Source organism: Mesorhizobium sp. IMUNJ 23033, assembly GCF_044778005.1.
In the GTDB taxonomy this organism is placed as follows: domain Bacteria; phylum Pseudomonadota; class Alphaproteobacteria; order Rhizobiales; family Rhizobiaceae; genus Mesorhizobium; species Mesorhizobium amorphae_A.
Genome location: NZ_JBJACT010000001.1, coordinates 478343 through 491853, shown reverse-complemented (window position 1 = coordinate 491853; position 13511 = coordinate 478343). Strand labels below are relative to the sequence as shown.

The window sequence follows — 13511 nt, the reverse complement described above, 5'->3', positions numbered from 1 at the left end:
GACTCACCATGCTCAATCGGACTGCGGACAGCGTTGCCCGGGCCACGCCTGAGCCGTTGGCCCGCCGGGTCCGGGGCATCAGCGACAAAGGCCTCGCCTGGCTGTTCATCTCGCCGACGATCCTTCTGCTGCTCGCCATCAACATCTTCCCGTTGTTCTGGGCGATCTATCTGTCCTTCACCAACTACCGGGCCAACCGGCCGAACGAGGTGGTGAAGAATCTGGGTCTCTCCAATTACAAGCGCATCCTCGGCGACCAGGACATCTGGATCGCCATGCAGACCACGGCGCATTTCGTGTTCTGGACCATCCTTTTGCAGACGCTGATCGGCTTCACGCTGGCCTGGCTGATCGACCGCAAATTCCGCGGCCACGCCTTCTGGACGACCATCATCCTGGTGCCGATGATGCTGTCGCCGGCGGTGGTCGGCAATTTCTGGCGCTTCCTCTACGAGCCGCAGATCGGCCTGTTCGCCTATGCCATCTCGTTCGTGTCGGGCATTTCGCCAACGGATATCCAGATGCTCTCCAATGTCTCGCTGGCGCCGTGGTCGATCATCATCGTCGACACCTGGATGTGGACGCCCTACGTGATGCTGATCTGCCTCGCCGGGCTGCGCTCGATCCCCGAATACATCTATGAGGCGGCCGAGGTCGACCGCGCCTCCAACTGGCGGCAGTTCTGGTCGATCACGCTGCCGATGGCGCTGCCCTTCATCATGCTGGCGGTGCTGTTTCGCGGCATCGAGAATTTCAAGATGTTCGACATGGTCAATCTTTTGACCGGCGGCGGGCCGGGCTCGACCACGGAAGTCGCCTCTATCACGCTGAAGCGGCAGGCCTTCGAAAGCTGGCGCACCGGCTATTCCTCGGCCTTCGCCATCATCCTGTTCGTCGCGGTGTTCGGGCTGGCCAACATCTACGTCAAGGCGCTGAACAAGGTGAAGCAGAGATGAGCCTGACCACCGCCCATTCCGTCGTCGCACCTTCCGCAAACGCGAAGCTCATCGCCGGCACGATCATCGTTGCCTATGCGCTGATCTCGATTGTGCCGCTGCTGTGGATATTCGCCACCAGCTTCAAGACGCCGCCGGACTCGATCGCCTATCCGCCGAAGGTCGTGTTCCAGCCTAGCATCGAGGGCTATTGCAATTTGTTCACGACCCGCACGAGGCAGACGCCGGAATACATCAACTCGCTGGGGCCGGCGACCGGCTTCTGCGACGAGACGGTGCGCAAGCGCAACATGGTGATCGCCGGCCCGTCGAACTTCCTGCCGCGCTTCGTCAATTCGCTGATCATCGCCTTCGGCTCGACCTTCTGCGCGGTGTTCCTCGGCACGCTGTCGGCCTATGGCTTCTCGCGCTTCAAGGTGCCTTTGGCCGACGACCTTCTGTTCTTCATCCTGTCGACGCGCATGATGCCGCCGATCGCGGTCGCCATCCCGATCTACCTGATGTACCGCGAGCTTGGCCTCTCCGACACCGCGCTCGGCATGATCCTGCTCTACACGGCGGTCAACGTGTCGCTGGCGGTGTGGCTGCTGAAGGGCTTCATCGACGAGATCCCGCGTGAGTATGAGGAAGCGGCGATGATCGACGGCTATACGCGGCTGCAGGCTTTCTGGCGCACGGTTTTGCCGCAGGCGACGACCGGTATCGCGGCGACCGCCATCTTCTGCCTGATCTTCGCCTGGAACGAATATGCGTTCGCAGCACTGTTGACCTCGGGCACGGCGCAGACGGCACCACCCTTCATCCCGACCATCATCGGCGAAGGCGGCCAGGACTGGCCGGCGGTGGCGGCCGGCACGACGATCTTCCTGGTGCCGATCCTGGTCTTCACCATCCTGCTCCGCAAGCAATTGCTGCGCGGCATCACCTTCGGCGCGGTGCGCAAATGAGCATGACCCAACCGACGAAACGCAAATCGCGCTGGCCGCGCTGGGCCAGGCGCGGGCTGATGGAAAATATCGCCACGGCGATCATTGCCATCGGTTTCCTGATGCTGTTCCAGCCCTTCGCGCTGTCGCTCTACACCTATTCCTTCATCACCATGCTTTTCGGCACGGCGATGTTCATCGTCGTCTCGAAGTTCCCGGAGTAGACGATGGCCGAGATCCGCGTCCAGAACCTGAGAAAGGCCTTTGGCGATTTCGTCGCCGTGCAGGATTCCAGCTTCGTCGTCGAGGATGGCGAGTTCTTCGTCATGCTCGGACCGTCGGGCTGCGGCAAGACGACAACATTGCGCATGATCGCCGGGCTGGAGTTGCCGACAGGCGGCAACATCCTGCTCGGCGGCGAGGACGTTACCATGCGCCGGGCCCGCGAGCGCGACATCGCCTTCGTGTTCCAGCTGTTCGCGCTCTATCCGCATATGAACGTGCGCAAGAACATCGGCTTCCCGCTGCTCGCGCAAGGCATGCCGTCGGCCGAAATCCGCCAGCGGGTGGAAGAGACGGCAAAGCTGCTGCGCATCGACCATCTGCTCAACAAGTCGGTGTCCGGCCTGGCCGGTGGCGACCGCCAGCGGGTCGCGCTCGGCCGCGCGATCGTGCGGCGGCCAAAATGCTTCCTTATGGACGAGCCGCTCGGCACTTTGGACACCGAATTCCGCGATTTGATGGTCCATGAATTGCGCGAGTTGCACAACCGCATCCATGCCACCACGGTCTATGTCACGCACGACCAGATGGAAGCCATGTCGATGGCCGACAAGATCGCGGTGATGAACCATGGCGTCATCGAGCAGTTCGGCACGCCGCGCGAGATCTACGACCGTCCCGCGACTATGTTCGTTGCCGATTTCATTGGCTCGCCGCCAATGAATTTTTTGGGATTTGGCGGCGGACTGGCAAAAGGTGCGAAGGAGATCGTCGTGCAAGGCGCCAAGGTGGCGGTGCCGGAGGTGCGCGAGGATATCGCCCCCGCCGACATGGCGCTCGGCATTCGTCCCGAACACATCCGCTTCGACGATGCCTCAAAGCTGCGCGGCGCCATCTACGGCACCGAATATCTCGGCACCACGCAGATCGTCGCGGTGGAGACGGCGGACGGCATCATCAAGGCACGGGTACCGGCAGAAATCCGGCTCGCCGCCGGCGACCATGTCGGCCTTTCGCTGAACAGCGCACGGCTGTCGCTGTTCGACAAGGGGTCAGGACGCGCGGTCAGAACCGCGATCCATGACTCAGCCTCCCAGGGGAGAGCGCAGCATGGCTGACGTGCACATCAGAAATGTGAGCAAGAACTTCGGCGAGCAGGTCGCTGTCAGCGGTCTCGACCTGCATATCGCCGACGGTGAATTCGTCGTGCTGCTCGGGCCGACCGGCGCCGGTAAGACGACGACGCTGCGCCTGATCGCCGGGCTGGAACGGCCGGATGCCGGCACGATCCACATCGGTGGCCACGATGCCACCGCGCTGTCGCCGGCCGAGCGCGACACCGCCTTCGTCTTCCAGCAATATTCGCTCTATCCGCACCTGTCGGTCTACGACAACCTGGCCTTCCCGCTGCGTTCGCCGGCACGAAAGATGCCGGAAGACCAGATCCGCCGCCGTGTCGAAGACGTGGCGAAGATGGTGCGCATCCACCACAAGCTCTCCAACCGCTCGACGAAACTGTCAGGTGGCGAGATGCAGCGCGTCGCGATCGGCCGGGCGCTGGTGCGCAAGCCGGCGATCTATTTGATGGACGAGCCACTGTCGTCGCTCGACGCCAAGCTACGCGGCGATCTCCGGCTCGAGCTGAAGCGCATCCAGGCCGAGCTCGGCGCCACCATGCTCTACGTCACGCACGACCAGATCGAGGCGATGACCATGGCCGACCGCATCGGCATCCTCGCCGATGGGGTGCTGGTGCAGATCGGTACGCCGCGCACGATCTATTCGGAGCCGGCAAACCTCCATGTCGCGGCACGGCTTGGCCAGCCGGCGATCAATCTGTTGCCGGCGGGGTTGCTGCCCGACGGCGGCGCCCCGGACGGAACCAAGACCATCGGCGCCCGCACCGAGCATCTTTCGATCGCCAAGGCGGCGAATGGCCATGCCGACGGCATCGTCGACTGGGTCGAGCATCTGGGCGACCAGAACCATCTGCACGTGACGGTCGGGGCCAAGAAACTGGTGACGCTGACCGACCCCGACACGCCGCTGGCGAAAGGCGACAAGGTCACGATCCGCTACCGCGCGCCGCTTTATTTCGGCGCGGACGGGCAGAGGCTGATGTGAACGATTCGAAGTGTTCTCCATCCGGAACTTTGCAACGCCGGATTTCTGATTGACTGACGCGGCACGGACGGGACGAATTCGATGAAGCACTTTTTCAACCGCAGGGACTCGATCGTCACCGAAGCGCTGGACGGTTTGCTGAGGACAATCGGCGCCGGCGACCTGGCACGGCTCGACGGCTATCCCGAGATCAAGGTCATCCTGCGCGCCGACTGGGACAAGACGAAGGTGAGCGTCGTCTCAGGCGGCGGCGCCGGCCATGAACCCTCGCATGCCGGCTTTGTCGGCAAGGGCATGCTGACGGCCGCGGTTTCGGGTGAGATCTTCGCCTCGCCGAGCGTGGAAGCCGTGCTGGCGGCCATTCGCGCCGTTACCGGCCCTGCCGGCTGCCTGCTCATCGTCAAGAACTATACCGGCGATCGCCTCAATTTCGGCCTGGCCGCCGAAAAGGCGCGCGCCGAAGGCTTTCGCGTCGAGATGGTGATCGTCGCCGACGACATCGCGCTGCCCGACATCGCCCAGCCGCGCGGTGTTGCCGGCACGCTGTTCGTGCACAAGATCGCCGGGCATCTGTCGGAGACCGGCCATGACCTGGCGGCGGTCGCGGCTGCGGCGCGCGCGGCGGCCGCCGATATCGTTTCACTCGGCATCTCGCTCTCGTCCTGCTCGATCCCCGGACAGCCGCATGAGGAAAGGCTGGGGGCCGGCGATGGCGAGCTTGGCCTCGGCATTCATGGCGAGCCGGGCCTCGAACGCATTGCCGTCCAGAGTGCCGAGAAACTGGTTGCGATCATGGTGGAACGTATCGCCGCACGGCTCGATCCGGCAGCCGACTATGCGTTGCTGATCAACAACCTCGGTTCCGTGCCGCCGCTCGAGATGGCGCTTGTCGCCAACGCCGTGCTTGCCTCGCCGTTGGCGGCGCGCGTCACGCTTACCATCGGACCGGGGTCGCTGATGACGGCGCTCAACATGAACGGTTTTTCCCTGTCGCTGATCCAGCTCGATGCGGAACGCGAGGCGGGCCTGCGGGCGCCGGTGGCGCCGCACGCCTGGATGCCGGCACGAGCCGTCCGTGCGCCGGCGATCGTGCCGGTGACAAGTGCATCTGGCCGGCACGCGGCAAGAATAGCCAGCAAGGACGCGCATACCGAGCGCCTTGTCGTTGCCATCTGCGAACGGTTGATCTCGCTCGAAGCGACGTTGAACGCGCTGGACGCCAAGACGGGCGACGGTGACACCGGCTCGACGGTGGCGACCGGCGCGCGGAGCGTGCTCGACCGACTTGGCACCCTGCCGCTTGCCGACCCTGCAGCAACCCTTGGCGAGGTCGGCGATATTCTGAGCAAGTCTATGGGCGGCTCCAGCGGGGTCCTGCTGTCGATCTTCTTCACCGCCGCGGCGCAGGCGCTGGAGGGTGGCGCCAGCGTGAGCAAGGCGCTGCTTGCCGGCCTTGACCGGATGATCTTCTACGGCGGCGCCAGGCCAGGCGACCGCACCATGATCGATGCCCTGGAGCCCGCCCTGAAAGCGCTCGACACCGGCGGCCTGGAGGACGCGGCGGCGGCGGCGCAACGGGGTGCCGAGGCCACTGCCGCCATGCGCAAGGCCAAGGCCGGGCGGTCCGCCTATGTCGGCAGCCAGCTCTACGGTGTCGTCGACCCCGGCGCCTGTGCCGTGGCCGAAGTCTTCGCGGCCGCGGCCACCTTGCTTGCGGCGGCCTGACAGGAAGGCGATGCTGCACATGTCGAGCACGGGTTTCCACACTGCCGACAGAGCAGGAGCCGGGAGCATGGTGGCAATGGCGGCGTCGGATCTTTCAAGGTTGATCGCGGCAGTGGCGGATACGATCGCGGCACATGCCGACGAACTGACCGCGCTCGACCAGGCGATCGGCGACGGCGATCATGGGCTGAACATGAAGCGCGGCTTCGAGGCGGTGCGTGCCGAGGCTGACACTTTCGCGGCAAAGCCGCTGCCGGAGGCGCTGAAGGCGATCGGCACCAAGCTGGTGATGACCGTCGGCGGGGCTTCCGGCCCGCTGTTCGGCACGCTCTTCATGGCGCTGGGCAAGGAGATTTCCGCGGAAGCGGACCGTGCCGGACTGACAATCGCCTTCGGCAAGGCCATCGAAGCCGTGGCCGCGCGCGGCAAGTCGCAAACCGGACAAAAAACCATGCTCGACGTACTGCAGCCCGTGCATGAGGCGCTGGCCGAGGGAAAGACGGCAACCGAGATCGTCGCCGTCGCCGACAGGGCTGCGCAGGCCACGGTGCCGATGAAGGCCTTGCGCGGGCGCGCGTCGTTCCTCGGCGAACGCTCGATCGGCCATATGGACGCCGGCGCCCGCTCGACAGCACTGCTGGTACGGGCGGTGGCCGAAACAATCGAGAGGCACGCATGAGCAATGTCGGCATCGTCATCGTATCGCATTCGCCGCTGGTCGCCGAAGGCACTGCGGACATGGTGCGCCAGATGGTCGGCGACGAAGTGCCGCTTGCATGGTGCGGCGGAAACGGCCATGGCGGGCTGGGAACCAGCGTCGAGGCGATCATGGGCGCCATCGAAAAGGCCTGGTCGGAGGCGGGTGTGGCGATCCTCGTCGATCTCGGCGGCGCCGAGACCAACTCGGAGATGGCGGTGGAGATGATCGGCGAGCCACGCGCGCAGAAGATCATCGTCTGCAACGCACCGATCGTCGAAGGCGCCGTGATGGCGGCGACCGAGGCGTCCGGCGGCGCCTCGCTCAAGGAAGTTGTGGCGACGGCGCATGAATTGTCGCCGGCGTGAACGAACGGGAATTTTGACAGCATGTCCGCATCCGCCGAAGCCACCGTCCTGATCACCCACGCGGTCGGTCTGCACGCGCGCCCTTCGGTGAAGTTCACCAAGCTCGCCAAGACGTTTGCGGCCGAGGTCGAGGTGGCGCTCGCCGCCAACGGGCCCTGGTTCGACGCCAAGAGCATCGTCAAGGTCATGGCGGCCAAGGCGCCGAAAGGCACGCTGTTGCATATCCGCGCCAAAGGGGACGGCGCCGGCGAAGCGGTCGGGGCGCTGGTCGAGCTGGTGCGGCGTGATTTCGACGAGGGCGCGGACCATGCCCGAACCGCTTAGGCTGCAAGGCATTTCGGCCTCGGCCGGCTACGCCGAGGGGCCGCTGTTCAGTCTCGACCGCGCCGCCACGCATTACACGGTCAAGGCGACCGTCGCTGATGAAAAGGCCGCGCTGGAGACCGCAATCGGCATCGCGACGGGGCGGCTTGGCGGTCTGATCGAGACCGCCGACAGCGAGGCCGCCGGCATCCTCGAATTCCAGATCGCCATGCTGGAGGACGACGCGCTGAGCAGCCCGGCTTTTGCGGCGATTGCCTCCGGTCAACCCGCCGATGCGGCATGGCTACGAGCGCTCGATGCCGAAATCGCCGGTTACGAAACATCGGATCAGGACTATTTCCGGGCGCGCGCCGCCGACCTGCGCGATATCAGGGACCAGGTGCTGCGCGCCTTGAGCGAGGACGATGAGAGCACGGCACCGGCCGGCGCCATCTTCTACGGCGAGGACCTCGCGCCGACGCGGTTTCTCGAAACCGACTGGAGTTCTGGAGGCGGCATCGCGCTGAAGGCCGGGAGTGCCGCCAGCCATGTCGCCATGCTGGCGCGCTCGCGTGGCGTGCCGATGGTGGTTGGGCTGGGCGTTGCGCCGGCTAATCCCATTGGCGTTGCCCTGCTCGATGCCGAGCATGGCGGCATCGTGCTTTCGCCGTCGCCGGCCGAGATCGAGACGTTCCGGCGTTCGTCATCGTCCTTCGCGGCACGCCGCGACAAGGCGGAAACCTATCTGGCGAAGCCGGCGGTGACGAAGGCCGGCACAAGGGTACAGGTGCAGGTCAACATCGCCGATCCGTCCGATGTCGACGGCATCGATATCGCGACCTGCGACGGCATCGGGTTGATGCGCACCGAGTTCCTGTTCGGCAAGACATTGCCGGACGAGGAGACACAGTATCGCGCCTATCGCAAGGTGCTGGAATGGGCCGGCAAGAAGCCGGTGACCATCCGCACCGTCGATGCCGGCGGCGACAAGCCGGTGCCGGGCTTCACGGTCGCGGAAGCCAATCCGTTCCTCGGCCTGCGCGGCATCAGGCTGTCGCTGGCGCGGCCCGAAGTCCTCCGCGTGCAGATCCGGGCATTGCTGCGCGCCGCCGTCCACGGCAATCTGAAGGTGATGTTTCCGATGATTGCCGTCGCTGACGAATATGCACGCGCCGCAGCCCTGTTCACCGAGGAGCAGGCCGGGCTTGCCGCGCGCGGCTTCGCGCAGAAAATGCCGCCGCTCGGCATCATGGTCGAGGTGCCGTCGGTGGCGATCGCGCCGGAGGCATTCGCCGATGTCGCCTTCTTCTCGATCGGCTCCAACGATCTGACGCAATATGTGATGGCGGCCGCGCGAGACAACACTGCCGTCGCTCATCTTAACTCGGTCCGACATCCAGCCGTTCTCCGGCTGATCGCCTCCGTCACCGCCTTCGGCGAAGAGCAAAAAATACCGGTCAGCCTGTGCGGCGATGCCGGCGGCGATCCGGCTTCGATCCCGGCGCTGCTCGAAGCCGGCCTGCGCGACCTCTCGGTGGCGCCTGCCCAACTCGCCATGGCCAAGGCGGCCATCGCGGACGTTCCGGTTTAGGCGCCGACATGGCCACGACCGTCAAGATTCCTGAACCAGGGTCGGAAGACTCGATCCGCGCCTACAAGACGATCCTGTCGCATGTCATCGACCAGCGCCCGTCCGGCATGCGCCAGCGCCTTGCCGACGCGCTCGGCAAGCATCGCAGCTTCGTCACCCAGATCTCCAGCCCGGCCTATTCGATCCCAATCCCGTCAAAACATTTGCCTTCTATCTTTTCCGTCTGCCACTTCAGCCAGGCCGAGCGTGACCAGTTTCTCACCGCCTATCACCAGGCGCATCCGGGCAAGATGTCGGTGGCGTCCGGTCTGCGCAAGACGCGGCATGTCTCGCTGATCGTTCCCGATTTCGGCGACGACAAGCAGAACGCCGCGCTCGACAGGGCAATCAACGATTTCATCCAGAAGATCACCAGCATCGCCGGCAAGGGCAGCGGCTGATCGTCTTAAGCAAAAGCGTGTCGGGAGGACACCATGAAGAAATTCCTGAATTCGGTGGACACGATGCTGACCGAAAGCCTCGATGGCTTCGTCGCCGCCCATGCCGACATCCTGGTGCTGGGCGAGGAGCACAAGTTCGTCCGCCGCAAGGTGCTGAAGCCCGGCAAGGTGGGGCTGATCTCTGGCGGCGGCTCGGGCCACGAGCCGCTGCATGGCGGGCTGGTCGGGCACGGCATGCTGGACGCCGCCTGCCCCGGCCAGGTGTTCACCTCGCCGACGCCGGACCAGATGCTGGCGGCGGCGCAGGCCGTCGACACCGGCGCCGGCTGCCTGTTCATCGTCAAGAACTACGAAGGCGACATGATGAATTTCGACATGGCGGCCGAAATGTCTGATGGCGTCATGCAGGTGGTGACCAATGACGATGTCGCGGTCGAGAACTCGTCCTACACAACAGGCCGGCGCGGGGTCGCCGGCACGCTGGTGGTCGAGAAGATCGTCGGTGCGGCGGCAGAGCAAGGCATTGGGCTGGAAGCGCTGAAGGCGCTGGGCGAGCGCGTCAATGGCGCGACGCGTTCGATGGGCGTGGCCCTGACCAGTTGCACGGTGCCGGCGGCCGGTAAGCCGACTTTCGATATCGGCGACGGCGAGATGGAATTCGGGGTCGGCATTCATGGCGAGCCCGGCAGGCGGCGCGATGCCTTGAAGAGCGCCGATGCCATTGCCGAGGAGATTTGTACCGCGATTTTGGGCGATCTCGGCGACCAGGCTAAAGGCCCGGCACTGCTGTTCGTCAACGGCTTCGGCGGTACGCCGCTGATGGAGCTCTATCTGATGTACAACAGCGCCCGGGCGATTTTCGAGAAGCACGGGGTGACTGTGACCCGCTCGCTGGTCGGGTCCTATGTGACGTCGCTCGACATGGCCGGCTGCTCGATCACGCTGACCATGCTCGACGACGAGATGACCGCGTTGTGGGACGCGCCCGTGCATACGGCTGCGCTGCGCTGGGGAATGTAGCGGCGCTGGCTTCGCTAGGGCTTTTCTGCGACCATTGCGCCGAACTGACTGCGAATTCGCCAAGCTGCCCGGTTGATGCTCCCATCCCTTTCGCCCGCCGATGAAAAACTGCTGCTGACTTTCGCCGATCCCGAGGCACCTGCGGCCTGGGACCGAGGCGTCGCGGCCACTACCCTTTTGGCCCTGTTCGCCAATGCCGAATTCCACGGCGTGCTGCCGATCATGCTGCGCAAGCTGAGGGAAGGCGGCGACGCACATCTGCCTCGGGATGCCGGCTTGCAGGAGACGCTATCCGATCTGCGCCAGAAGTCGACGTTGGTCACGGGACAGTCGATGCTGCTGCAGTACCATGGCGACCGCATCATGAAGGCGCTTGCCGCGGACAAGATCCCGGCGCGGATCGTCAAGGGTCCGGTCTTTGCGCGAAAGCTGTACCGGCACGTCGCCGACCGCCCCTTTACCGATATCGACATCCTGGTCGAGCCGGCCCGTCTCAACGACGCCAACGGGGTGATCGCGGCGTCTGGTTTCCGGCTCTGCAGCGGCGAAGTCCAGTCGCAAGATCTGCAGGAGTTCAAATGGCTGGAGAAGGAGAATTCGAGCCTGCTGATCGAGCTGCATGGCAATCTGGTGCATGATTCCGGCATGCGGCGGCGGCTGTCGCTGGGATTCAAGGAATTGCGCGCGATTGACGGCGACGAGGCCGACACGCCGGCCGCCCTGCTCACAATCGCCATCGTCCACGCTTCGGGCGGGCACAAATTCCACCGGCTGCAGCTTTGCGTGGATGTCCTGCAAGGCGTGCGGGCGCTGCAAACGCCAGATGAGGAAGCGCGCCTGCTGGAGGCGGCGCGCATGACCGGGATCGAGCTTGAACTGGCGACCGTCCTCGATGTGACCGGCCGGCTGTTCGACGCGCCCCGCGCGCTCGAACTCGCCAGCCGGATCAGGCCCGATCTCGGCATCCGGCTCGCCAGATGGCTGATCACCCGGGATACGCTGCTCGGCGTCAACTCCAGGGACAGGATGCGTTCGCGCCTGCGGCGCGATGCTTTCCGCTGGGTCCAGAGATTGGCCAAGCCAAGGCCATATCGCACCTGACCCGAGCAGGCCGATCCGGCCGTCAGCCGGCTAACGCCGAGCGGATCAAGGACGCCGCGTCGGCTGGCTGTGCGCCCACCTCCAGGGCAAAGGTCGGAACTGTCGAGACCAGCCTGGCGATCGTCGCCAGCCGGCGCTTCTGCAGCGGCAGCAGGCCGGTCATGCCGGTCCTGACATTGTCGGCGGCCAGCGCCACCATGGCGTCGGTCCTGGCCATGGCCTCGAGCCGGCTCTGGCCATCGGCCGAGCGCGCGAGATGGAGGAGTGCGGCGACCGGCCGGGCACCGGGGCCCTCGACGCGGATGATCTTGCCGAGGTGCTCCAGCGAAACGGCCTGTTCGCCATTGCGGTCCCAGGAGAGACCGAGGCAGGGTGAGACGAGCGGGACCAGCTCGGCCGTCTTGCGGTGGATCTTCACATGGCGCGGCAGGCCCCAGGCGACGGCCTTGTCCGACGCCACATTCAGGATCATGGCATCGTCGGAGCAGAGGCCGAAGCCTTGCGACGCCAGGGCGAGCGACGTGGTCGTCTTGCCTGTGCCGCTGGGCGCATGGATGAGAACCAGGGCATCGCTGTCAGGCAGCGTCAGGCCGGCCGTGTGCAGCATATGCTGGCCGCCGGCATCAAGCGCGGCATCGAGCACCAGCATCCACAGCGTCCAGGCAATCTTGGCATCCGGGCGGACGCGGATTTCGGCCCGACGCTCGCCGGCATGGATCGAGACAGTCTGGCGGCCGGGGAAGATCAGATGGACGATGTCGCCGCCGTCGACCATGCGGCAGTGGCCGTCCTCGGGCACCTCGCCGTCGAAGGCGAGTGTCCCGGCCAGCGTCTCGGGCAGTGAAAGTGTCTCGAGGACGTTGACGCGAAAACCCGGCTCGACCGGGCCGGTGGCGCGCAAGGTGCCGAGCATGCGGTCCAACTCCCGCCACAGCTCGGCGCGTTCGGCCGAGACGCCGATGACCTGTCCGTCAAGGGCATAGCAGGCATCTGCGGTCGGGCCGCTCAAGCGGTTTTGCCCTCGGCGTGGTGACGATAGATCTCCACCATGCCGGGCAGGCTGTCGCTGACTACCGGACGGTCGTCGAGGCAGACCCAGCAATGCGCCGACATGCGCGGCGCATGCATCGACTTCGGGTCGACGCCGAAGCGCAGATCCGGGTCGAAGCCGGCAAGGCGCAGGAAGCGATGGGCAAGCAGGCCTTCCCGCAGACACCTGCGGTCGCGCATCAGCCAGGGATGCCTGACCGTCCGGTTGACGCTGGCGACGATGTAGGCGGAGGGCAGCCCGAGATAGGGGGTCGGCGCGCTGAGCGGCGCCCATTTCAGCACGGTCTCGAAATCGCGCTGGCCGATCAGCATCGGCATCAACCGCGCGCTGGCCCATAGATGGGCGCGAAACAGCGCGCGCAAGAACGGGCCGTCAGCCATCACGCCCCCGGATCGGCGAGGATACCTTCCGTCACCAGTTCGGCGGCCAGGGCCGCCATGTCCTGATCGAGCATATCCCTGTCGACCTCGAACTCGTCAGACAGCAGATCGACGATCTGGTCTAGGCTGCGCGCGCCGTCGACCTTGTCCAGAAAGGCTTCGGTGGTGCCGTTGCAGGTATAGAGTTGGCCGCTGCGCGCCAGAAGTACGACGGCGCCGTCGCCGACATGCTGCACCGAGGCGTCGTCCGCCAGCCGCAGAACCATTTCAGAAGCGATTTCGACCATGGGCCCTCCCCAGACCATGTACGTTAGCTGGAGAGCAATTAGCGCGGCAGCGCGGTGCTGTCTATCGTCGGGCCGCTTCTATCGCTGAAGCGGCTTTTTGCGTCGGCTACCTGCTGACAACCGTAGCCGCCACGTTCGACAGTTTCTCGCGCTTGCTCAACACAGGCTTTTCGTAAGTTTTCTTCATTGGAACCCCCGAATTCATCGATGATCTTAAGTGCCGATCAGTGGCGGGCCTTGTCAAGCCGGCGAAGCGATACGGGCAGAGAGTTGATTTTGTTCCCCAAGGTAAGCTAAAAAGCCGCCGGGGATTAGGGAGT

16 protein-coding genes are annotated in these 13511 nt (G+C 65.0%); 13 read left to right on the top strand and 3 right to left on the bottom strand.

Annotated features, from left to right (window positions below):
- Positions 1–8 precede the first annotated feature (8 nt).
- The 13 genes from ACFX5Q_RS02350 to ACFX5Q_RS02290 all read left to right on the top strand — a co-directional run bounded on the left by ACFX5Q_RS02350 (position 9) and on the right by ACFX5Q_RS02290 (position 11473).
- A complete protein-coding gene (locus tag ACFX5Q_RS02350; RefSeq protein WP_404275365.1) occupies positions 9–956 on the top strand; it encodes a carbohydrate ABC transporter permease in 948 nt (315 codons plus the stop codon).
- The gene (locus tag ACFX5Q_RS02345) at positions 953–1903 is read left to right on the top strand and encodes a carbohydrate ABC transporter permease (RefSeq protein WP_120012003.1); all 951 of its coding nucleotides are present in this window, start codon (positions 953–955) and stop codon (positions 1901–1903) included. Before ACFX5Q_RS02350 ends, ACFX5Q_RS02345 begins: the two co-directional genes overlap by 4 nt.
- Positions 1900–2106: a hypothetical protein gene (locus tag ACFX5Q_RS02340; protein ID WP_404275064.1), complete on the top strand. Its 207-nt coding sequence runs from the start codon at positions 1900–1902 to the stop codon at positions 2104–2106. Before ACFX5Q_RS02345 ends, ACFX5Q_RS02340 begins: the two co-directional genes overlap by 4 nt.
- A gap of 3 nt (positions 2107–2109) precedes the next feature.
- Positions 2110–3222: an ABC transporter ATP-binding protein gene (locus ACFX5Q_RS02335; RefSeq protein ID WP_404275062.1), complete on the top strand. Its 1113-nt coding sequence runs from the start codon at positions 2110–2112 to the stop codon at positions 3220–3222.
- Positions 3215–4228 (top strand): ABC transporter ATP-binding protein, encoded by a 1014-nt coding sequence (locus ACFX5Q_RS02330; protein WP_404275061.1) that lies wholly within the window; start codon positions 3215–3217, stop codon positions 4226–4228. The genes ACFX5Q_RS02335 and ACFX5Q_RS02330 overlap by 8 nt, the downstream gene beginning before the upstream one ends.
- Positions 4229–4309: 81 nt before the next feature.
- Positions 4310–5953, top strand: coding sequence for a dihydroxyacetone kinase subunit DhaK (locus tag ACFX5Q_RS02325; protein ID WP_404275059.1), 1644 nt, complete (start codon positions 4310–4312; stop codon positions 5951–5953).
- Positions 5954–6029: 76 nt separating this feature from the next.
- Positions 6030–6632: a dihydroxyacetone kinase subunit DhaL gene (dhaL, locus tag ACFX5Q_RS02320; RefSeq protein WP_404275363.1), complete on the top strand. Its 603-nt coding sequence runs from the start codon at positions 6030–6032 to the stop codon at positions 6630–6632.
- Positions 6629–7018, top strand: coding sequence for a dihydroxyacetone kinase phosphoryl donor subunit DhaM (gene dhaM, locus ACFX5Q_RS02315; RefSeq protein WP_404275057.1), 390 nt, complete (start codon positions 6629–6631; stop codon positions 7016–7018). Before dhaL ends, dhaM begins: the two co-directional genes overlap by 4 nt.
- A 21-nt stretch (positions 7019–7039) precedes the next feature.
- On the top strand, positions 7040–7342 hold the full coding sequence (locus tag ACFX5Q_RS02310) for an HPr family phosphocarrier protein (RefSeq protein ID WP_006206913.1): 303 nt from the start codon (positions 7040–7042) through the stop codon (positions 7340–7342).
- Positions 7326–8912 (top strand): phosphoenolpyruvate--protein phosphotransferase, encoded by a 1587-nt coding sequence (gene ptsP, locus ACFX5Q_RS02305; protein WP_404275055.1) that lies wholly within the window; start codon positions 7326–7328, stop codon positions 8910–8912. The genes ACFX5Q_RS02310 and ptsP overlap by 17 nt, the downstream gene beginning before the upstream one ends.
- 8 nt (positions 8913–8920) lie before the next feature.
- Positions 8921–9352: a hypothetical protein gene (locus ACFX5Q_RS02300; RefSeq protein WP_404275053.1), complete on the top strand. Its 432-nt coding sequence runs from the start codon at positions 8921–8923 to the stop codon at positions 9350–9352.
- Positions 9353–9385: 33 nt separating this feature from the next.
- Positions 9386–10372: a dihydroxyacetone kinase subunit DhaK gene (gene dhaK / locus ACFX5Q_RS02295; RefSeq protein ID WP_404275051.1), complete on the top strand. Its 987-nt coding sequence runs from the start codon at positions 9386–9388 to the stop codon at positions 10370–10372.
- A 75-nt stretch (positions 10373–10447) separates the two neighbouring features.
- Positions 10448–11473 (top strand): nucleotidyltransferase family protein, encoded by a 1026-nt coding sequence (locus ACFX5Q_RS02290; protein ID WP_404275049.1) that lies wholly within the window; start codon positions 10448–10450, stop codon positions 11471–11473.
- A 22-nt stretch (positions 11474–11495) separates the two neighbouring features.
- Here ACFX5Q_RS02290 and ACFX5Q_RS02285 read toward each other — a convergent pair whose 3' ends face one another.
- The 3 genes from ACFX5Q_RS02285 to ACFX5Q_RS02275 are packed head-to-tail and all read right to left on the bottom strand — an operon-like array spanning position 11496 to position 13191.
- Positions 11496–12482: a serine kinase gene (locus tag ACFX5Q_RS02285; protein WP_404275048.1), complete on the bottom strand. Its 987-nt coding sequence runs from the start codon at positions 12480–12482 to the stop codon at positions 11496–11498.
- Complete coding sequence (locus tag ACFX5Q_RS02280; RefSeq protein ID WP_404275046.1) at positions 12479–12904, bottom strand: lasso peptide biosynthesis B2 protein; 426 nt, start codon at positions 12902–12904, stop codon at positions 12479–12481. Before ACFX5Q_RS02280 ends, ACFX5Q_RS02285 begins: the two co-directional genes overlap by 4 nt.
- Entirely contained in the window at positions 12904–13191 is a 288-nt protein-coding gene (locus ACFX5Q_RS02275; protein ID WP_404275045.1) for a PqqD family protein, read from the bottom strand. The genes ACFX5Q_RS02280 and ACFX5Q_RS02275 overlap by 1 nt, the downstream gene beginning before the upstream one ends.
- Positions 13192–13511 lie beyond the last annotated feature (320 nt).